This window comes from Virgibacillus profundi (genome assembly GCF_002287375.1).
Lineage (GTDB): Bacteria > Bacillota > Bacilli > Bacillales > Amphibacillaceae > Virgibacillus_K > Virgibacillus_K profundi.
On the sequence record NZ_NPOA01000010.1, the window covers coordinates 110,362 to 131,498 of the forward strand.

At 37.3% G+C, this 21,137-nt stretch carries 16 protein-coding genes and 1 riboswitch; of the genes, 6 read left to right on the forward strand and 10 right to left on the reverse strand.

Features of this window, described 5'->3' with window-relative positions; all coding sequences use genetic code 11:
- Positions 1 to 141: 141 nt before the first annotated feature.
- The 3 genes from CIL05_RS14700 to CIL05_RS14710 form a co-directional block, all read right to left on the reverse strand.
- Entirely contained in the window at positions 142 to 3,234 is a 3,093-nt protein-coding gene (locus CIL05_RS14700; RefSeq protein ID WP_095656307.1) for an AAA family ATPase, read from the reverse strand.
- A 24-nt stretch (positions 3,235 to 3,258) separates the two neighbouring features.
- Entirely contained in the window at positions 3,259 to 4,452 is a 1,194-nt protein-coding gene (locus tag CIL05_RS14705) for an exonuclease SbcCD subunit D (protein WP_095656308.1), read from the reverse strand.
- 795 nt (positions 4,453 to 5,247) lie between these two features.
- A complete protein-coding gene (locus CIL05_RS14710) occupies positions 5,248 to 6,420 on the reverse strand; it encodes a hydroxymethylglutaryl-CoA synthase (protein ID WP_095656309.1) in 1,173 nt (390 codons plus the stop codon).
- A gap of 346 nt (positions 6,421 to 6,766) precedes the next feature.
- On the opposite strand from CIL05_RS14710, the gene CIL05_RS14715 reads away from it, so the two are divergent.
- Positions 6,767 to 7,660 (forward strand): AAA family ATPase, encoded by an 894-nt coding sequence (locus CIL05_RS14715; protein ID WP_095656310.1) that lies wholly within the window; start codon positions 6,767 to 6,769, stop codon positions 7,658 to 7,660.
- A gap of 92 nt (positions 7,661 to 7,752) precedes the next feature.
- Positions 7,753 to 9,672, forward strand: coding sequence for a vWA domain-containing protein (locus CIL05_RS14720; RefSeq protein ID WP_095656311.1), 1,920 nt, complete (start codon positions 7,753 to 7,755; stop codon positions 9,670 to 9,672).
- Positions 9,673 to 9,745: 73 nt separating this feature from the next.
- Here CIL05_RS14720 and dapA read toward each other — a convergent pair whose 3' ends face one another.
- The 4 genes from dapA to CIL05_RS14740 all read right to left on the reverse strand — a co-directional run bounded on the left by dapA (position 9,746) and on the right by CIL05_RS14740 (position 14,335).
- Positions 9,746 to 10,639: a 4-hydroxy-tetrahydrodipicolinate synthase gene (gene dapA / locus CIL05_RS14725; protein ID WP_095656312.1), complete on the reverse strand. Its 894-nt coding sequence runs from the start codon at positions 10,637 to 10,639 to the stop codon at positions 9,746 to 9,748.
- A 102-nt stretch (positions 10,640 to 10,741) separates the two neighbouring features.
- A riboswitch (Lysine riboswitch) is annotated at positions 10,742 to 10,924 on the reverse strand.
- 103 nt (positions 10,925 to 11,027) lie between these two features.
- Positions 11,028 to 11,174 carry a small acid-soluble spore protein SspO gene (sspO, locus tag CIL05_RS14730; RefSeq protein ID WP_095656313.1) on the reverse strand — a complete coding sequence of 49 codons (147 nt, stop codon included), beginning with the start codon at positions 11,172 to 11,174 and terminating at the stop codon, positions 11,028 to 11,030.
- Between the two features lie 99 nt (positions 11,175 to 11,273).
- Positions 11,274 to 11,930 (reverse strand): ribonuclease H family protein, encoded by a 657-nt coding sequence (locus CIL05_RS14735; protein ID WP_095656314.1) that lies wholly within the window; start codon positions 11,928 to 11,930, stop codon positions 11,274 to 11,276.
- A 242-nt stretch (positions 11,931 to 12,172) separates the two neighbouring features.
- Positions 12,173 to 14,335, reverse strand: a complete 2,163-nt coding sequence (locus CIL05_RS14740; RefSeq protein ID WP_095656315.1) for a YhgE/Pip domain-containing protein — start codon at positions 14,333 to 14,335, stop codon at positions 12,173 to 12,175.
- A gap of 388 nt (positions 14,336 to 14,723) precedes the next feature.
- Between CIL05_RS14740 and CIL05_RS22295 the strand changes: the two genes are divergently transcribed.
- From CIL05_RS22295 to CIL05_RS14750, 3 genes are read left to right on the forward strand one after another with little or no spacing between them, the layout of a single operon-like run.
- Positions 14,724 to 14,897, forward strand: a complete 174-nt coding sequence (locus tag CIL05_RS22295; protein ID WP_165769140.1) for a hypothetical protein — start codon at positions 14,724 to 14,726, stop codon at positions 14,895 to 14,897.
- Positions 14,849 to 15,112 carry an SLAP domain-containing protein gene (locus CIL05_RS22935; protein ID WP_165769141.1) on the forward strand — a complete coding sequence of 88 codons (264 nt, stop codon included), beginning with the start codon at positions 14,849 to 14,851 and terminating at the stop codon, positions 15,110 to 15,112. The genes CIL05_RS22295 and CIL05_RS22935 overlap by 49 nt, the downstream gene beginning before the upstream one ends.
- Positions 15,109 to 16,146 carry a C45 family autoproteolytic acyltransferase/hydrolase gene (locus CIL05_RS14750; RefSeq protein WP_095656317.1) on the forward strand — a complete coding sequence of 346 codons (1,038 nt, stop codon included), beginning with the start codon at positions 15,109 to 15,111 and terminating at the stop codon, positions 16,144 to 16,146. The genes CIL05_RS22935 and CIL05_RS14750 overlap by 4 nt, the downstream gene beginning before the upstream one ends.
- A gap of 91 nt (positions 16,147 to 16,237) precedes the next feature.
- Here CIL05_RS14750 and CIL05_RS14755 read toward each other — a convergent pair whose 3' ends face one another.
- From CIL05_RS14755 to nadC, 3 genes are all read right to left on the reverse strand, one after another.
- On the reverse strand, positions 16,238 to 18,217 hold the full coding sequence (locus CIL05_RS14755; RefSeq protein WP_165769142.1) for a TRAP transporter permease: 1,980 nt from the start codon (positions 18,215 to 18,217) through the stop codon (positions 16,238 to 16,240).
- A gap of 66 nt (positions 18,218 to 18,283) precedes the next feature.
- Complete coding sequence (locus CIL05_RS14760) at positions 18,284 to 19,306, reverse strand: TAXI family TRAP transporter solute-binding subunit (RefSeq protein ID WP_095656319.1); 1,023 nt, start codon at positions 19,304 to 19,306, stop codon at positions 18,284 to 18,286.
- 21 nt (positions 19,307 to 19,327) lie between these two features.
- Positions 19,328 to 20,173, reverse strand: coding sequence for a carboxylating nicotinate-nucleotide diphosphorylase (gene nadC, locus CIL05_RS14765; protein WP_095656320.1), 846 nt, complete (start codon positions 20,171 to 20,173; stop codon positions 19,328 to 19,330).
- A gap of 341 nt (positions 20,174 to 20,514) precedes the next feature.
- On the opposite strand from nadC, the gene CIL05_RS14770 reads away from it, so the two are divergent.
- Positions 20,515 to 21,051 carry a transcription repressor NadR gene (locus CIL05_RS14770; RefSeq protein WP_095656321.1) on the forward strand — a complete coding sequence of 179 codons (537 nt, stop codon included), beginning with the start codon at positions 20,515 to 20,517 and terminating at the stop codon, positions 21,049 to 21,051.
- Positions 21,052 to 21,137: the final 86 nt, after the last annotated feature.

Here is a 21,137-nt window from a genome sequence, read left to right on the forward strand (position 1 = left end):
TTATTTAAGGTCAATCAGGTTACTCTAAAGGTAAACTTGGCGGAAACAGACTTATTCTAAAAAAATAATAAACATAAAAAACCCTGTGAATTAAGCCCCACAGGGTTTTGCATATTAATAAAACAGAACTTCTCTACGGGATCATTTTAAAACAAACTCAGACTTACTATATCCTTCTTTCGTTTTTGTTACCTCAAGTATTGCCGGAAACATTGTTTTCAGTTCCTGAACATGTGAAATAACACCGATCATTCGTCCTGATTGTTGCAAGTCGATTAATGTATCAATCGATTTATTCAATGATTCTTCATCCAAGGATCCAAAGCCTTCATCAATGAACATTGTATTAATCGTAATATTCCCCTGGAAGCTTTGAATAACATCAGACATTCCAAGTGCCAAACATAGGGAGGCATTAAACTTTTCTCCGCCTGATAATGTTTTAACATCACGGGTTTGTCCAGTATACGAATCATAGACATCAAGTGCAAGTCCACTTTGCTTTCCATGCGATTCCTGACGATCACTTCGGATTAAATTAAATTGCCCATTCGATAAACGTGCTAATCGGCCATTTGCAGCTTCAATAATTTGCTCCAAATATTCAATCTGCAAATATCTTTCAAAGGATATTTTCTGGCTGTTTTGCCCTCTGATAACATCATACAAATCCGTAATCGTTGAAAGCTGTGATTCATGCTCCTTCACTTGACTCTCGGCATCGATTATATTCACTTTCAAATTGGTGGCTTCCTGATAATTTTCTTTTGACAGCTGTAATTTACTCAGGGCCAACTCATAAGCCTGCTTTAATTCTTTCAATTCTTGTTGAAGTACAGTCAAATCAATCCTTTTCTTCTCTTTCAGTGCATCTCTTAATTCATTTACCTGCTGGGTCAGGGCAGATAAATGCTGATTGAATTTGCGTATCTCATCTTTCCATTTCTCTCGATCAGCCTCAGACATTTTTGCCTGATGGTAACTTTCTTCTGATTCAAAGCTTGCATTTCTTAGTGCATCTTTAAACTGATTCTCTGCTTTTTCATGTTTAGCTTTTGTTTCTTCCAATTGATTTTTTGCATGCTCTAAATTGGAAGCAGCCCTTGTTTGTTCTTCTTTAGCCTGCTGGAACATAGTCTGCGCTTCATCCCAGGCTTTTTCAAGTTTTAATTTAAGTGCTTTTGTTTCGCTTATTTGTTTTTCCAGTTCAGATAAGACCCTTACTTCCTTCGGTACATTATTCAGCTTTTCTTTATATAGGGCCCGTGAAGTTTCGTAGGACGTCCTCAGATCCTGGTATAATTTATCAAGCTGCTCTTTTTTTGCATCCAATTCTTTTACTTCAACATTTTCTTTTTCCACAGAGCTTTTTAGCTGTTTAAGCGCTTCACGAAGTTTTTTTAACTGGTCTACTTCTTCTTTTAATCGTATTCCCTGATCAACTAAGCTATTCTTCACCTCTGTAACCTGATCAGTGTGGATATTATAGTTTGCTACCTCTTCCCCTTTTTCTTCCATTTGGACAGAATTTGCTTTTAAATCCGCTACCGCACTTCGGTATAAACCGTCCTTTTCATCCAGCTCTTTTTTTAATATTTCCAACTGTTCTTTGGTTACCATTTCTTCTTCATCCGATGCTCCGCCTGGATGATCAAGACTTCCACAAACGGGACAGGCCTCCCCATCATGTAAGTGGGTCGCCAATAAGCTTGCCTGGTTATTCACCCAGACTAATTCCTGATCATCGTACTTGGTTTTTATTTTCCGAAAGGCTGTTTCCTTTACATGAAGATCTTTATCAAGTTCTATTTGTCTATTGTTTATTTTGATGAAATCCATTAATACCTTTGCCTGTTCTCTCATCTCATTCAATGTTTGTTGTTTTTCAGTTAATTGACTGACAGCATCATCCATTGATTTAATTTTCCCGTTATTTTCTTCAATTGCTTCGTTTTTCTCTTTTACATTCTTTTTTACTATTTCCAGTTCGCTTGCCGACTTTTTCCCCTTAATTTCTAGCTCCTGCAAACCTCTTTTTCTTTCATCTATATCCTTAAGTATCGGCAAATACTCAGTTAAACGGTCTAATTTTTTACTGGTTTCTTCCCGCTTACTTTTATTGCTTTCTTCCTGTTTATAATACATTTCAGCTTTTTCAAATCTACCATCAGCATTTTTACCTGCATTTTTGGCACTATCTAAAATAACCGATTTTTCTTTTTCCTCTTTGCGCCATTCTTTAGCCTGTTTTTCAAAAACCTCTATATTACCGGCTCTTTCTGCGTCCTCCAGTTGTTTTTCTTTCTTCGTAAAAACAGGGGATTGAATGTGTAATTCTTTCAGCTGATTTTCTTTATTTTCCAATTCCTCAAATCGTTCATTTAAAGCTTTTGCCTGATGAAACGCTGTTTGCTTCCCATCATGCTTATGATAAGTATCTTCATATTTTTTCTGATCCAGCTCAATTTGATTCCTGTAAAATCCAGCTTCCTCTTCCAAACCTGTGACGATTTGATTCACATTATAATGTTCTGAAGAAAGCACGTCGAATAAGAGAGACTCTTCCCGCTTTGGTAAGACGTTAGATATACTTTGAATATAGTTATCTCTCATTTGATTTACCTGGTTAAATTCCTGCATGATGATATTTTTTTTATTTTTCAGAAGCTCACTCAGATGCTTGTAATTCTCAGTTTTAAATAGCCTGCGTAAAATCGCCTCTTTATTTTCCGTTTCCGAAGTTAGCAGCTTACGGAATTCGCCTTGTGGAAGCATTACTATTTGCTTAAACTGGTCCTTGGTCAAGCCGACAATTTCCTCCACTTTTCTATCAATCTCTGAGACCATCTGGCGGTCTACACAGGGAATCTCTTTTCCATCAACTTTTTCAAAAAACTCATACTTTTCCCCAGTCCTGGACTTATTCCCCAGTTTCACATGACCCAATTGACGTAAAATACGATAAAATCTGCCTTTTAATTCAAATTCCAGTTCAACAGAAGTATGGGTATTGTCATCAGCGAAATCACTTCTTAGCATTCTGTTATCTTCCCTGTCCGTTCCACTCGCACTGCCATACAAGGCAAAACATATTCCATCAAAAATGGTTGTCTTACCAGCACCGGTATTTCCAGAAATAACAAACAAATTATTTTGCTCCAGCTCATTAAAATCAATTATTTCTATATTTTTATATGGTCCAAATGCCGTCATTCTTAGTTTCAGTGGTTTCAATTCGAATTCTCCCTCCACGAAATCTTAATTCGATATATATTCTTTTTGTTTCACTTCTTTAGAACGCTCATTTTCGTCTTTTAAAAGCTCATCAAATACTTCTTTAAAAATATGCTCCGTTTCTTCGGTTGGCTCGTCTCCTTTTACTTCCTTGTAAAAGGCTCTGAACAGATCCAGGTCACTCATTTTACTGCGATCCGCAAGATTTTCTCCGTCAACGGACATTGGCGAAAATGAATGATTTCTACGTTCCACATGCATGGCGTTCGGATACACAGACCTAACCTTTTCCATTGGTGAAAGCACAGGTGCCACGTCCATTAATCGAACAAAAACATAATCTTCATTAATAGGATGTGTTAACAGCTCTTCAATTGTAGCTTCAACTGTACGAATATCTCTTCTTGGATCAAGTGGTCGCTTATTGACAGAGACGCTCCCCTCTCCATCCATCTCAACGACGTGGAAGCCCTTTTTATGATTTTCTTCAGAAATAGAATACTTTAAAATGGAACCGGAATAACGGATCGTTTCATTTAAAACATAATGGGCCTGGTGCAAATGTCCAAGCGCTGTATATTGGAAAGGTGAAAAATGATGGGCATCGACATATTCTGCGCCGCCAATGGAAAGTGGTCGCTCAGAATCACTCGTATTCTCCTTTTCCTCCCCAAACGGTGTAACAAAAGCATGTCCTACAAATACATGTCTGGCATCCTGATCTGAATTAGAAGTGATTCGTTCTACAATCTTTTTTGCAGCATCATTATGTGTGCGAATCTCTTCATCTTCTAAAACAGTACGAACAACACTCGGGTCACAATATGGAATAAGGTGGAAATGCACTTCCCCATGTTCATCCTGTAAAGTAACCGGCTTTAGATCCTTTGTGAGGTTTCCAACAATATGAAAGCCATTCTGTTTCATAATACTGCTCCCAAAGTTTAATCTTCCCGGACTATCATGGTTACCTGCCACGGCAAGAACCGGTGTTTTTAATTTCATGACAATTGTCTCAAGTATTTCATCTAAAAGATGGACAGCTTCCGTTGGTGGAACAGCACGGTCATATAAATCTCCTGCAATAATCACTGCATCGGGCTTCTCCCCTTCTATTGCCTGTAAAAATTGCTTAAGAATATAACGTTGGTCATTTGTCATATACACACCTTGTACTAATTTACCTAAATGCCAATCTGCTGTATGGAAAAATTTCATGATTTTTCTCCTTTCATATTTTAATAGAATTTTGTTATATATTTTTCAGTAGAAGTATTGCTAGTATCATGTGGAATAACGAGGAACTTATCTAGTAGGAAAGGTAGAAATACACTTAGAGGTGCAATAGTAATCAGCTTAAACCATGCTTCACATTATCTAATTTTTAATTGTCTTAATGCCATTATAATAGTCTCTTCAGTTTATGCAAATGCAGAAATTTCCTTTTTAACGGGGTATAATATAGTGAAAATATAATTATCTAATTTTTCCATTGTATCATTTTCATGATTCACCCATAAACCCAGCTCAGAAAATCTTTTTTCCCAATGTAAGTATAAATTTTTTTCGTGATTATTTACTAAAATAAATTCGGATTACGCACTGTCTGCACCCATCAAAAGGAATTATTGTTTTTTTGTCATAAAAGATGTAAAGTGCAGCATTCGGAGATAAAGAGGCGCTATATGTACCCGGTTGCATCTAGTTCAGCTTCGTTCGGGCATATAAGAGGATTATATATGACCGGTTGCAACTGGTTCGGCTTCATCCGGGGATATAGAAGCATTATATGTGACCGGTTGTACCTAGTTTGGCTTCGACTGGGCATATATCATAGCTTTCCATTAGTTTGCACCCACTTTTTTCCAGACTTAAGATCCATACTGTGCATTTCTGAATTTGTATCTTACGTCGCACTTTCTATCAACTACGAAGATTAACAAAAAACAAGAGGTGCATTCTATATGTGAATTGCACCTCCGTTGATAATCCTGCACAAATGCAGCAACGTTATTATCTCAATTTATTAACATATTGACGCATATTGTCCTTTATTCCTGCTAAACAAATATTCGCAGGATCCTTTTCGATATCCAATTCAAGGCTCGATCCATCAATTGGTAAAGTTTTTTCAAATATCTCTTCATATTCCGGAACCGTTACTTCAGTTCTTGATGAAAATAACTTCGTATGCTGCTCCACATGTAAATACTCTCGATAATGCGGCTGCAGAATTCCCGTAAAGAACTCCCCTACTGCTCCTGAACCATAGCTGTACAAGCCAATTCTTGAACCTGCCTCTAAATCTTCTTTTTGTTCAAGAAGTGAAAGTAAACTCAAATACAAGGAACCCGTATAAATATTTCCAACATTCCTGTTATAATCTGCACTAATTTTATAGTTTGCCGATAAACGTTCTTTATCTTCTTCTGTTCCTTCATCCAAAATCGTTTTTAATGCCTTCATTCCCATTTTTGTATATGGTAAGTGATAACAGATTGCTTCAAAGTCTTTTAGTCCGTGATCTGTTTTTTCTTTGTACGCCTCCCAGACTTTTGAAAAGAATAAAATGTATTGCTCATTGGAAAACTTCCCATCAACAAATGCCTTATCCGAATATATTGGTCGCCAAAAATCCATAATATCAGCGGTTAAGTAAGCACTTTGATCTTCCAATGCCATGATTTTAGGATCTGCACTAATAACTAATGCAACCGCGCCAGCTCCTTGTGTCGCTTCCCCGGATGTATTTAATCCATATCTTGCAATATCTGAACCGAGTACCAATACCCTGCTTTTTGGATTTAATGCGATATGTCCTTTTGCCATTTGTATCGCAGCAGTTGCTCCATAACAGGCCTGCTTCACTTCGATGGTACGAGCATGTGAATCAAGACCCAGCAAATGATGGACATAAACCCCTGCCGATTTGGAATGATCTATGCCTGATTCTGTTCCGAAAATAACAAAGTCAATCTTTTCCTTATCCTCTTCGTCTAAAATTTCCAATGCAGCATTTGCAGCTAATGTCACAGGATCCTGCGTAATCGGAGGTACAGCCATCTTTTCCTGCCCAATCCCAATCGTAAATTTCTCAGGTTCTACATTTCTTGCTACTGCTAAATTGTTCATATCAACGTATAAATGTGGTGTATGAAATCCTATTTTGTCTATGCCTATTTTCACTGTTCTGCTCCTTCTTATCTATCTGATTTTCTTTTTTTATACTGATTGTAAAGTATAACCTTTTTAGGAAATCAGTATAAGTGCAGGCTTTGTGCTTTCGCCATTAAAGCTTGGCGACAAGCCAAGTTTTCTAATGATAAGTGATATTATTCACAAATGATGGGGTATATTTTTACCACAACACTATAAATGGTAATATAATTTACTGGTAAAAACAACAATAACAATTAATAGGACATCTTATATTCCAGTATAATTAACAACAACAGCACACATCATTGCTAATCCTTAAATCTTTGTTATTCCACTGAATTAGGTTTACAATATTGCTGAAAGGAGCTCACAGATGAACACACATTACAACCTGCCAGAAGAAATAAATGAAATTCTAAATTCAAATCAGAAAAAAAGCAATGATGCATATCAAGATCTAATCCGACATGGTGGCTATGTACCACCTTCCATAGATTTATTAATTGATGCAATCACAGCATTAAGCCTGGGTAAAAATATTCTATTAAAAGGCCCAACAGGTGCTGGAAAGACAAAATTTGCTGAAACACTGTCAAATCTATTTAATCAACCTATGTTCAGTGTCAACTGTTCAGTTGATCTGGATGCCGAAAGCTTGCTGGGCTTCAAAACATTAGCTTATGAAGACGAAAAACAAGTAATTGAATTCATTCCAGGTCCTGTGACAAATGCAATGACCAATGGAACCTTTTTATATATAGATGAAGTTAATATGGCCAAGCCTGAGACTTTACCACTCATTAATGGAGTTCTTGACTACCGCAGGACAGTCACCAACCCATTTACAAACGAAATTATTACTGCAAAAGATGACTTTAACGTCATTGCGGCGATCAATGAGGGATATATTGGCACTGTCCCATTAAACGAAGCACTAAAAAATCGCTTTATTGTCATTGAAGTACCGTATATTGAGGGAGAACAATTAAAGCAATTGATCCAATCAAATACAAAACTATCGAACGAAACGATGATCGATTTGTTTGTCAAATTATCTTCTGATCTTATTAATGCTGTCTCTCAAGGTAAGCTGTCCGAAGATGCAGCATCCATTCGTGCATTGCTTGACGCCTGTGATATGAGTGTAATTATTCCTCCAAAACGTGCTGTTCTCCGTTCAATTGTGGATAAATTGGATGAAGAAAGAGAAAAAGAATTTGTGAGAAATCTAGCAGAAACTCTATTTTACACTGATAGGAAAGTATAACTTTTTTCAGGAAATCAGTATAAGGGCAACTAAGGCTTTCGCCATTAAGGCTTGGCGATAAGCCAAGTTTTCTAAGGAAGGAGGATGCTTAGATGAAGTATAACCGCTGGGATGATTCCAAGGTAGATACAAACCTTTTTCTGCAGCTGCAGGATCTAGCCACGGTATTATCGGATAATCCTGATTTAAAATTCGAATATAACTATGGATCATTTATTGATATTATTAACGGAAAAATTGCCGGCAGTCGTTTCTGGGATATTAATAATCATGAGATCAAGGAATCTGGTTATAAAACAGATGTTTTCCTGCGAACAATAGGAACACTAAATCATTCAAATGTCCCGGCAATGAAGGCTTATTTAGAAAACATGAAGGATTCAAGTCTGCCAAAATTTGCTTCTCAGCTCATTACTTTATTGGAGGATTTACGACTTGAAGAAACCGTGAAGAAAGCTAGACCAGGCACTAATAAGGACTTTGCTGTTAGGGAAAAATTTTTCAAGCATTATTTTGAAACACAATTAAATACAAATGTAACCAAGAGCTACCCACTTGATGAATTATTTTGTCTCATCTATTTAAACGTTCAGGCAGATCAGCCGGATCCTGATTTTCCTCAGGCAAACGTGAGGCAACTTGGTCAAATGGAAAAACTAAAACCGATCCTATATGCCATTTTTGAAGCAAAAAACACAAAGGATATTGTTCGTTTATCCAAGGAAATCGTATTTCAATTAGAGCCATATTATAAGGACAGCCTAAATGAATATTTCACTTTTCCAATTTCCCATATTGAAGATTTTACGATGAATACATTATTTGACGAATTAACCCGCACTGATGATGTGGCGAATGATGACAAAGAGGAAGTGGATGAGGAAAATAATGAGTATATCGATCAACGCTTTTCCACCTGGCATCGGGAAAACCAAAATAGTGACAGAAAGCAGACCTTTCTCCAATTTGAATTGGATGTAGGAACTAAAACTAATATCCAGGGCGGTGGCGCAAGAGAAACGGAAGATGCTGACCAGGCAATGGGGACAATTCAGGGTGCTTCTGGACAAAGTAAAAGAAATGATTATTCTGAGCTGGAATCACTGGAAAAACAGGAAGCTAATCGTGGAAGCAATCAAAATGAAAGTGTGTATGGCAAGGAAAATAGAGATGCTGTCGCAATTGTTAAAGAAGCTAACCCACCTTCAATCCAGGATATGGAACTTTATCAGGAGTATGTCAGGGATATCGAAAATTTTAAAAGAAAGCTTGCAGCTACGATTGAAAAAACACTGGAGCATAAAAAGAATGCTCCCCGAAAAGATTTAATCATTGGACGTCTTTCAAAAAAATTACTCCCAATTGTAATCGACGATAATCCAAGGGTGTTTTACAAGAAAAACCAGGAATCCAATGAAATAGATGCTGCTTTCACCCTGCTGGTAGACTGTTCTGCCTCCATGCATAATAAAATGGAAGAAACAAAACGAGGCATTGTTCTATTTCATGAAGTATTAAACCAATTAAGAATCCCTCATTCCATAATCGGATTTTGGGAGGATGCAAATGACGTAAAGGAAAATTATCAACCGAACTATTTTCACATCATTCATTCGTTTACCAACTCTTTTCATCAAAATACCGGCGCCGGAATTATGCAGCTTGAACCCCAAGAAGATAATCGGGATGGATTCAGCATTCGTGTCATCACAAAAGAGCTTGCAGCCAAAAGAGAAAAAAATAAATTTCTCCTCGTATTCTCTGATGGTGAGCCAGCAGCTGATAATTACGATCAAAACGGAATTGTTGACACAAACTTAGCTGTTTCAGATGCACGCAAACAAGGCATTGATGTTATCGGGATGTTTCTGGCAGATGGAGAAATTGATGAAAGAGATGACCTAATAATGAAAAATATATATGGCAAGGAACGGTTGATGATTCCAAGTGTAGCGGAGTTGCCGGAACATTTTGCGCCACTGTTGAAGCGGTTGTTGTTGCGTTCGATTTAATGAATAAGAACACCACCCAATTTTGTAGGTGGTGTTCTTATTATCTTACGTTGAATACCCGAGTTTCCTGTAATTAATACCCAACAGCTTCTTTTAGTTCATATCCTGAAATTACTTTGTATAACGAAGTCCGCTCCGATTCATTTAATGGTATGAGTGGCAAACGTACACTTCCAACCGGTATACCAATCCGATTCAATGCTTCTTTTACAGGTGTTGGATTGGGAGCTGCAAATAGTGCTTTCATAATTGGTAGCAGACTACGGTGAATTGCTGCCGCATCGATGACTTCCCCTTTTTGAAAATGTTGAACCATCTCCTGCATTTCATTGCCAATTATATGAGAAGAAACAGATACGATACCTGTTCCGCCAATAGATAGCATCGGTAATGTCAAACTATCATCCCCACTATACACACTGAAGTTATCGGGTGTTTTGCTGATGATTTCAGCTGCTGCATCTAAATCCCCACTTGCTTCTTTAACTGATACAATGTTTTTTATTTTGGAAAGACGGATAATCGTCTCAGGCTCCATGTTTACTACACTTCGACCAGGAATATTATAAAGCATCACAGGCAATGATGTATTTTCTGAAATCACCCGAAAATGCTGATACATTCCTTCCTGGGATGGTTTGTTGTAATAAGGTGTAACAAGCATAATTGCATCAACACCTGCAGCTTCTGCCTCTTTAGTCAATTCGATGGAAGCTTTTGTATTATTCGATCCTGTTCCAGCGATGACAGATACCCTTCCATCTACTTTTTTTACAACAAATTTAAATAATTTCAGTTTTTCTTCATGTGTCAAGGTTGGTGATTCACCAGTCGTTCCTGCAACCACCAAGCCCTCTGATCCATTTGCAATCAAATAATTTATTAGACCTTCTGTTGCTACAAAATCAATTTCACCACTCTGATCAAATGGTGTCACCATTGCCGTCAATACTTTACCAAAATTCATCTTAACATCACACCTTTTCCTATATATTTGTGGTGTGGAGAGCCAAAATAAAAAGCAGCAACGAGAGCCGCTGCTGCTTAAAAGAACATATATTATAGTTCTTAGCTAGATAGCCCTCCATATAGTTAGTTTCCTATATGACAATTCCGCATTTATTCAATAACAGAACCAGCTACAGGATGATGAGCATCCTTTCACTTCGGCAAATTCCCCTTTCCTCATGTTTCTTCAGAGCTCATTCTCCTCCACATAAGTACTAATGGTTTTTGCACCTCTACCCTTACTTTAAAAAATTACTTTAAAATAAGAAATTATTAGATTTTTTATTGATATGCTTAATGTAACAGAGTAACACTTAAAATTCAAGCCCAAATAGCTCATTTATAGATTACTGTCGCTTTTTTGTTTTTTTATTATTTAATCTTTCGTTTGCTGTAAGGGGTTCATTCGCTAATTCATGATCAAATTGCTTAGGTAAATTTTTTCTTACAGCCTGTTCATCACTAAACCCACTGTCTTTTTTCTTTTCACTCATCAAAACACCTCCAAAAGGTATTTTGTGTAAAAAAACTATTATTATCCATCAAGGAGCAGGTGGAAAAGATCCGCTTTCCATTTATTTTTCAACAACTGGTTAATCCACTTCAGATGTGCTCAAAATATCAATCCCCCGCAAAGCCTGTGTTGCTAATCGATCTGCTTCTTGATTTGTCTTTCTTGGTATCTGTTTAAATGTTACATCTAATCCCATTTTATCAATTTTATTTTCAATTCGATCAGCCCATCTTGCCAGATTCTCTTCGTAGCATGGCCAGTCTTCTTTCAACTGGTTAATTACAACCTGAGAATCTCCTAAGATAATAACTGGCAGGTGATGGACACCCAAATGTTCCAATTCTTTAAGAGTCAGGTGAAGTGATGCATACTCTGCCTCGTTATTAGATTCGAGCTCTTCCACTAAAGCATTTTTCCGAAGCCGAAGTGACTTTCCATTTTGCTCATAATATATAACACAGCCAAGACCTGATTTTCTTGTATTAAAATCAAAACCCCCATCAAAATAAACTGTTACATCATGTGGTTCTGTTTGGATTTCCTCGATCAGTTTTTTAAATTCCTTCAGGTTCCATGTATTGTCATGAGTATCGATGAATACTAAATTTTTGATGCGCCCAGTTTTCTCTAAATCCTCTGTAATAAGCAGGGCATGTTTCGCTCGCATTTCTTCTGAACTAAAAACTGCCTCCGTACCCTTCGGCGTTCGATAGGTTATTTCGATTCGGACATTCAATTGAGAATTCTCCTTTCGTTTGAATTTTGCTTAGAAAACTTGGCATTTGTTAAAAGGAATCTTGAAAGCGTATTTTGCTTACTTAGAAACCCTTATACTCTGGAGTGCAGGCTTCCTGAGCAAATTCCTTAATTCAAGCGAAAAATACTTATCATCTGCGACCTGAATATGCTCCGAAGTATTACTTATGCAGTGAAAAAATTAAATACTCCCTATAAGGAAGTCCGGGCATAGAATTCACACTAATGAAACAGCCCTGATTCCTTTGATTTTTTCATTAATTTATTGGTTTGTTTATTGATTGTCTGCTTTAAAAAGGTGCCAAATATGACTGCAGCCAAACCAAATAACGAGAGAAAGATAAGATCTTGAAACACTCTATTCCATACAATGCCTCCAACGGCTTCCCGCATTAAATCAATCGCATACGTAAATGGCAGAAATGGATTGATAAACTGGAAGAATTCTGGCAGGAGCACTACCGGATAGGTACCTCCAGATCCTGCAATTTGCAATACAAGTAAAATGATTGCCATAGCTTTTCCGACATCTCCAAATACGCTAACCAGCGTATAAACAATCAGCATAAATACCAGGCTGATAAGCAGTCCAAATAATATAAACCAGACTGGATGCGCCACTGCGACATTCATCAGCAGCATGTCCCCTGAAGTTACAATTAAAGTCTGCAGAAAACCAATGCTTACAAAAGTATACAATCGGCCAAAGTAGACCTGCCTACCGCTGAAGCTTTCATTCCCATTCACATCTGTGGCTAATAATGAAATTAATAGCAGCGTACCGACCCATATTGCCAAAACGGTATAAAACGGTGTCATTCCCGTACCGTAATTTTCTATAGGAAAGACTTTATTTTCTTTTAGAAGAACTGGTTCAGAGAAAAATCCCTTTTCTGCTTCCGGGTCATTCTGAAGTAACTTTATTATTTGATCTATATCTGTTTCACCCTGAATTTCCCGTATCCTGTCAGCCAATTCGTTCACTTTATCATTTACATATGGATACTCATCAAGTATTTGTTCCAGTGTGCCTTTCCCTTCAACCATATTGGATTGGGTCCTGGATAAGATCTTTTCAACCACGGGTATGGTTTCCTGTATTTCCGCAAGTATATTTCTTGCTCGGCCCAGTGTAGATTTCGCATTGGCAATTTCATTCAAGACAGTTGGTTCAATGGATTCCTTGTATTCTTTTATAAATGCATCAATTCCTTCCGACGTAATTTTAGAAACCTCGTTCAAACTCGTAAGAACATCATTCACTTCATTGCTTTTTTCATCAACAAAAGATCTGAGATCCGAACTATTTGTCTGTATTTCCTTCATTCCGGTCTTCAATACAGCCAATTGTTCCAAGGCTTGATTTATCTGTTCGTTTTCCGGAGAATCTCCAGGACGTTGCTCCTTAAGCTGCTGCAAGGATTTCTCGATTATTTCAATCGTCCCAACCGCTTCCGTCGTCTTCTGATCCAGCTGGTTTATTAGCTCATCACCATTACTGAAGTCAATACTCGTATCCTGAATTTCAGTAATAAATTCATTCATATCATTTGCAATTTCCTGCACATATTTTAAGTCCTTTTCAATTTTAGGAGCCATTTCATTAAGACGATTCTCGGCATCATTCAGAAAGGCTGTCGTATCATCAATCGTCTTTAATCCATCGTTTGATACACTTTTCGCTTCTGGTATCAGTCCTTGGGCTTTGTTTATTATTTCCTGAGCACTTTCTGCATCTGTTAATGTTTTACTTAGCAGCTTATTAATTTCCGGCAGATTTTTTTCCATTTTAAAAACATAATTCTCAAAACGCTTTATATCTGGAAGATCCTTTTCCATTTCAATGCCAATTTCATTAAACATATCAAAAATAACACCGTTTACCGTAGAAATGAAATTACTGCTGATTTGCCCGACAATAACACTCGCACCTTTCTCCGTGATTTTTGGGGCAACAGCGTTTATCTTTTCATTCACATAATATTCCATTTCAGCTTTTTCAGGCTTATCATTAATGACTGTGCCCAGGTTTTCAGAAAAATTCTCGGGGATGACAATTACAGCAAAATAATCACCGTATTCCAATTTATCCATGGCCTTGCTTCTGTCAACAAATTGCCAGTCCATTGAGTCATTTTTCTTCAAAGTATCAACAAGTTCATCACCTACATGGATTTCCTGGCTACGAACAACAGTACCACTGTCCTCATTAACTACACCAACAGGGATTTGATTTGTTCTGCCATACGGATCCCAAGAAGCCCCGATATTGAACCATGCATATAATGAAGGCAGGAAAACAAGTCCACCTATCAGAATAGCCGCAACCCAGTTTGTTCCAATATTCCCTAAATCATTTAAAAATATTTTCCAGCTTTTTTTCATAGAAATCTTCCTTTTCCGACAAAACTGAATGACTATTCAGTTAAAGTAAAAAAATATTTATGGATACATATTATAACAAAATAAACTTATCAATGCCATAATTACCATGAAGCTTCACTTTTCAAAAAAGTTTAAAAAGATTGACCGCGAGAGTAGTCAAGCCTTTTTTAACATGTCTTACGAGTTATTCGCTAAATTGGTGGGAATTCATTAAACAGAACCATCTCCTGAATACAGGGGGACATCCTCAAGTGTTGGGGTTTAACTCAATTCCAGTATCCTCCACCATTTTGTTTAAATAGAAATTCCCACTAAGCGTAAATAAGTATATATTATTTGCAAAAAGCTTTATAATCATAAGAAAGTCGAATATGGAAGGTATGAGAGAATGCAGAAGCTTATATTTGAATCCGCATGGGATAAAACAATTGCAGAACAGGATAGGGAAAATATCAAACAGGTCTTTGACAAAGTAAATTTAACAGCTGAAAAAAGCATCCAATTCACTTCACTTTGGCAGGCAAAAAACCATCGCGGAGAACTATTGATTGCTGTTCTCTAATCCATAACACCTGTAAACAGGACATTTCCTTCCACAATCAAAAATTAACCTATTCTATACATGATAAAATTTTCGCTGAACACACTTTTTCTCCTCCTATAACAATTGAGAAGCAAACAAGTATGCCATGGACATTTATTTTTCCAGTCGGCAGCTTTAATATTAATGAAGAATTTTCTAATGGAATATTGAAGATTGAAGGAGAAATACAATGACAAAAGTATTTAGTGATATCATACAGTTTCGAGGAAACCATTATGATTTTGGATATATGCAGGGTGAACTACTGAGAAATTCCCCAATACTACCTGCTCGTAAAAAACAATGGGATAAACAATGGAGACATTTTCTATTTGAAAAAAATGAGGTGCAGCAGGCGTTTTCTCGTTTTGCCCCTGCAATTTGGGAAGAACTTCACGGTCTAGCAGATGCTTTATCTATGGATATGGAAGATGCTATTCGGGAATTTGGCGGGTATTATTACGAATACGGTCGATCAGGATGCTCCATTTTCTCCGATTCCGATTATATGGTTCGCAATTATGATAATGAACCAATCTCATACGAAGGACGTTACTTACTTTATGAGCCAACAGACAGTGGTTATGCAGTAATCGGCCCATCCATGCAAATAACAGGACGAACAGATGGAATGAATGAAAAAGGTTTGGTAATGGGTTATAACTTTATTAATCGTAAAAAGTCGGATGATGGGTTTGTTTGCAATATGATTGGCCGGATTATATTGGAAAACTGCGCAAATGTCGACAAAGCTATTTCGCTTTTAAAGGAAATTCCACACCGCCATTCTTTTAATTATGCTTTACTTGATCAAACAGGTGCATCAATCGTTGTAGAAGCGTCTCCAAGAAGTGTTACCTTTCACAAGGCTAATATATGCACCAATCATTTTGAGCAATTAACAGATGAAAACCGCTACCGGATGGATGATTCTATTCAGAGGCAGCAGAAAATGGAAAAACAGCAAGGAAACATCACTGACCCTTATAAAGCTTTTCGAATGTTGAATGACACGGATAAAGGAATTTTCTCCAAAAAATATGGAGCATGGGCAGGAACATTGCATACAGCTGTTTACTTACCAAAAGAAATGAAAACCTGGATCGCACTTGGTGGAGACCGATGGCCATTAATATTGGACTTCCAAAAATGGTTAAATGGTAACAAGCTATCTGTAAAACGGATAAAAGGAGAACTGGATTCAACCAACTCTTTTATTAATGAATAGAAATTCTTATTCGGTACTACTGAAAATCGTTTAGCCAAACAAAAAGAAGTAACCGCTCCTGAACTTTACATGCGATTACTTCTTATCAAAATCAATTACTTACCCCAATCGATTTCCCATCTTCAATTTTTTGTTTTTCCAAAGACTGACTGAATTTTTTCTCTGATAACTCAGGTTCCCGTTTTCGCTGAATTACCATCACCAAAATAATCAATCCTACTCCAATCCCATCAGACAATAATCCTGGATACATCATCATAAAACCACCAGCAATTAATAACAGCCGCTCAAGAATAGTCGCCCTCGTTATCATCCAACCAATAATCCCAGCTGCCAATGTGACCACACCAATTACTGCAGACATGAAAGCAATAATGATCTGAGCTAATGACCCATCCATCAGCAATGAAGGTTCCAGCACAAACATAAATGGTACAATAAATCCAACTATGCCTAATCTTACAGCCTCAAATCCCACTCGATTCGGATTGCTGCCTGAAATCCCAGCTGCTGCAAAGGCTGCCACTGCAACCGGTGGTGTAATTGCTGAAAAGATAGAAAAATAAACGATAAATAAATGTGCTGACAAAGTAGATACACCTAATTCAATTAAAGCTGGTGCTGCCAGCATTGCTGTTAAAATATACGCTGCAGCTACAGGCATTCCCATCCCTAAGATAATACAAATAATCATGACTAATAATAATGTAGGAAGTAGCATCCCTTCCGTTAATCCAAGTACTATACTTGTTAATTTCCCTCCAAGACCAGTGGACATAATTCCAGCTATGACTAAGCCAGCTGCTGCACAGGCAGTTGTAACGGGAATAGAAGATTTAGCTCCATCGATCATTGCAGCCACAATTGCTTTGATCCCCATTCGTTTATTTTTACGGAACCAACTTACAATAACAATTGACAGAATACCATAAAATCCAGTTCTTGATGCACTATAGCCTTGTATCAGGAAAAAGAGCAAAACTACTAAAGGAATAAAATAGTACCATCCTTCCTTCAGTACGTGAGAAATCTGAGGAATATCTTCTTTAGCAGTACGTGGCAGGTCCAGTCTGAGTGCCTCGAAATGAACCATCGTTAACAACGAAACATAGTAAAGTATTCCCGGTATAATTGCTGCGATAACGATGGATCCATAGGACATTTGTGTTACTGCAGCCATTAGGAAAGCGGATGACCCCATAATTGGTGGTAATATACTTCCTCCTGTTGAGGCAGCCACTTCCACCGCAGCTGCAAATGATGGTTTATAGCCTGTTTTCTTACTCACAGGAATCGTAAAAGCACCAGTTGTAACAACATTCGCTGTTGGACTTCCTGATATGGAACCAAAAAATGCGCTGGCCAAAACTGCAACTTTAGCTGCCCCTCCCTTTGACCTTCCTGCTACAGCTGTAGAGAGCTTAAAGAAAAATTCTCCCGCTCCTGCTTTATTTAGAAATGATCCAAATAACATAAACATAAAAACAAACGAAGCCGCTACTGCAATTGGTGAACCCCATAGACCATTAAAACTAAAAGCCAGATCATCTAAAACTTCTACAGCTGAAAATTCCCGATGCCACATAAGTCCATTTAAATGATGACCCCATAATGCATAGCTGATACCAATTAAAACAATAACGATAATTGGCAAACCAATCGTTCTACGTGCAGCTTCAATACTTAGAAGCACAAATACCAGTCCGAAGAATATATCCAAATTCGTTAATGGATCCATAATTGGAACTCTTACTGCAATTCGCTCTGCATGAAATGTGAAATAAATTCCAGCACCTAAAGCTAAGAAAGTACAAATATAATCAACACTTGTTGGCAGCTTCCTTTGCCTAGCTTTTTTGGAATAGCCATAAACTAAAAAGGTTATTCCTAATATGAAAGCCAAATGAATAGCCATTTGGTTAATTGGATTTAATCTTCCCCAAACAACAGACCAAATTTGAAATACAGATAATATGAATGCAAAAACAGAAAATAATTTTAAATGATAGCCTGATAATGTACGCTTATCCCCTTCTTTAAACCATGCTGTTAGTCTATTTTTATAGTTCAAGATTCAAAACCTTCCTTCTAAAGCAAAAAGCTATTTGAGCATTCATTTAAAGATTTTTAAGCCAGTCTAGTCGATTAATCCTTTTTCCTTGAAAAACTTTTCAGCTCCAGGATGAAGTGGAACATTACCAATATCCGCAACATTTTCAAGCGTTAAATTTTTAAATTCCTCATGGACTGTACCCAGATAGTCGAAATTATCGTAGATTGCTTTCGTAATTTGGTAGACTTCTTCCTTTGGCACATCCTTATGTACAATTAATATTGCTGGAGTATTAACCGTATCAATATCTGTTTTCAAAAAATTGTAACTACCAGCCTCAATTGTACCTGCATCCATTCCCAGATTTTCTGACACCGCCTGAATTACTTTCTGATTTAATGAAAATAATTTAAGATTAGTTGTCGTTGATGCCTCGATAATATCACTCGAAGGAACAGAGACCGCATCTCCAGTAGCATCAATTCGATTATCAGCCATCAATTCAAATGTTTTAGATCCACCTAAATGGTCAATCGATCCTCCCCAGGAAATGATATCCTCATAGGTAACACCGTACTCCTGTAAAATATTCCGTGTAATAATTTCACCAGCTGATCCTTTCTGATCAACTGCTAAGCGAAGCGGAACCTGGTTTTCAATCATTTCATCAATAGATTCATATTCCGTATCAGCGCTTACAATAAATTGGTAATAGTTTGCAGGGATGACGACACTTATAGCCCGAATATCCTCATAGGCTTTATTGTATGGTTCCTCTCCAATGTAGGCAGCATATGCAGTCATGGCATAGGACAATCCATAAGGAACAGTATTTGTACCTACTGTTGGCGGATTCTCTACGATCCCACCTGGTTCAACGGTAATGATAGACCCGTCATGCTCCCGCCGAATTGATTCTGCTACACCTTCCGTGAACACAGACCATGCACCACCAGTTCGCCCACCAATAATTGTTGTTTGAAATGGATCATTTGCTTCTGATTTTGAGGTCACTTCAGAAATAAAAGCCTCTTCCTCTCCACATCCTGCTAAAAATAGCAAACCCAGCAGTACAAATCCAAGTCTATTAAACCCTTTATTTAACATGTTAGTCCTCTCCTAACATACTCACTTTTTATTTCCCTCTTTAACTTGCAAACTAATATCTAATGCCTTTACAGAATGTGTTAAAAATCCTAAAGATATATAATTGACACCTGTACTCTGATAAGAAGGCAAATTTTTAAGTGTAATTCCTCCAGATGCCTCGGTTACGATTGATTCCGGTACATACATTGTAAATTCCTTTACCTCTTTTGGTGAACGGTTATCAAACATAATCACGTCAGCACCAGCTTCAACTGCCTCCAGCACTTCTTCCCTGGTTTCTGTTTCTACCTCCACTTTTACCATATGACCAATTTTCTTTCGAACAGCTTGTACCGCTTTCGTAATCGATCCAGCAAAAGAAATATGATTATCCTTAATCATCACACCGTCATATAAGCCCTGTCGATGATTTTTTCCACCACCGCTAAGAACAGCATATTTGTCAAACATCCTGAGTCCAGGGATGGTTTTTCTTGTATCACAAATTTGAATAGAAGGATCATTTAATGCTTCTACACATTCATTTGTTATCGTCGCAATCCCACTCATACGCTGTATCAAATTTAAAATAACTCTCTCCCCTGTGAGCAAATGAGCAATGGGACCGTTAACTTCCGCAATTTTCTCACCAGTTGCCACCCTATCGCCATCTGTAAAATACAAAGTAACTTCAATAGAGGAATCAAGTATTTGATAAGCTGCTTTAATGATGTCCAGACCGGAAATAATCCCATCCTCTTTTGCGATAAATACGCCTTTTCCTATCTCTTCCAGCGGAAAAATAGCTTGACTTGTTATATCATTATCTCCAATATCCTCCAGTAAAAAGGATTGGAGCAGTGCTTGTAATTTTAATTGATTCATTTTCTATTCTCCCTTTTTTATGAAGTAACATGCTGTCCACTACGTGAAAACATTCACATTAAAGTCACTGCTTCGTGATTAAATACTGTAAATCTGTCTTTCTATTATCTCAGTTACTTCCTAATAAATCTTTTCCATTGATTAATAGCTTGATTAGTATATCCACCTGTCTTGACATCTATATTTACATAAGATTATTATAATAGCAAGAGAATTTTTTCGACTCCAGAAGAATTTCGTCACTTTTTGTTTAGGGGATAACTCTCCAATGCCCATCAGATATGGTACTGGGCTCGAGAGCGAAAATAAAATAAACGGATCATTATTTAAGGGGGATCATTATGAATGATAAAAGCAAAATGTCTTCTACAGACCGGCAGAAGCTTATCATGGATATGTTAAATCAAGCAGAGCATCCTATTACCGGCAGTGATTTTGCCAATAAAACGAATGTGAGCAGACAGGTAATCGTTCAGGATGTATCTATTTTGAAGGCTAAAAATGAGCCCATTATCGCAACAAGCCAAGGCTATTTGCTCATCAATCAACAAATGAATGAAGATTTACAACGAATGGTTATTGTATGTAATCACACACCTGAACAAACGAAAAAAGAACTTTATAGTATTGTTGATCATGGTGTTACTGTTAAGGACGTAATTGTGGAACATGCTATTTATGGCGATTTAACTGCTTCCATTATGGTAAGCAGTCGTGTAGAAGTGGATCAATTTATAAAGAAAATAAACGAGACCAATGCTTCCTATTTATCAACGCTGACAGAAGGCATTCATCTCCACACATTAGAAGCAAATACAATGGATAAAATTGAAGCAGCATGTAAAACATTAGAGGAAGTCGGGATTCTGATTAGATAGATACTGTGCTCGGCCATTATAGCAATCTGGCAGTACCGGGAAATGATCTTCATTACTATTGCCCGGTATTGCCTTTTCACTTTTTA

Coding starts and splice junctions, on each gene's coding strand:
- CIL05_RS22295 (WP_165769140.1), top strand. CDS start 14,724: ATGCAGAAGCTTATATTTGAATCCGCATGGGATAAAACAATTGCAGAA.
- nadC (WP_095656320.1), bottom strand. CDS start 20,173: ATGAATCAATTAAAATTACAAGCACTGCTCCAATCCTTTTTACTGGAG.
- CIL05_RS14740 (WP_095656315.1), bottom strand. CDS start 14,335: ATGAAAAAAAGCTGGAAAATATTTTTAAATGATTTAGGGAATATTGGA.
- dapA (WP_095656312.1), bottom strand. CDS start 10,639: ATGAATTTTGGTAAAGTATTGACGGCAATGGTGACACCATTTGATCAG.
- CIL05_RS14705 (WP_095656308.1), bottom strand. CDS start 4,452: ATGAAATTTTTCCATACAGCAGATTGGCATTTAGGTAAATTAGTACAA.
- sspO (WP_095656313.1), bottom strand. CDS start 11,174: ATGAGTGAAAAGAAAAAAGACAGTGGGTTTAGTGATGAACAGGCTGTA.
- CIL05_RS14720 (WP_095656311.1), top strand. CDS start 7,753: ATGAAGTATAACCGCTGGGATGATTCCAAGGTAGATACAAACCTTTTT.
- CIL05_RS14760 (WP_095656319.1), bottom strand. CDS start 19,306: ATGTTAAATAAAGGGTTTAATAGACTTGGATTTGTACTGCTGGGTTTG.
- CIL05_RS14715 (WP_095656310.1), top strand. CDS start 6,767: ATGAACACACATTACAACCTGCCAGAAGAAATAAATGAAATTCTAAAT.
- CIL05_RS14770 (WP_095656321.1), top strand. CDS start 20,515: ATGAATGATAAAAGCAAAATGTCTTCTACAGACCGGCAGAAGCTTATC.
- CIL05_RS14750 (WP_095656317.1), top strand. CDS start 15,109: ATGACAAAAGTATTTAGTGATATCATACAGTTTCGAGGAAACCATTAT.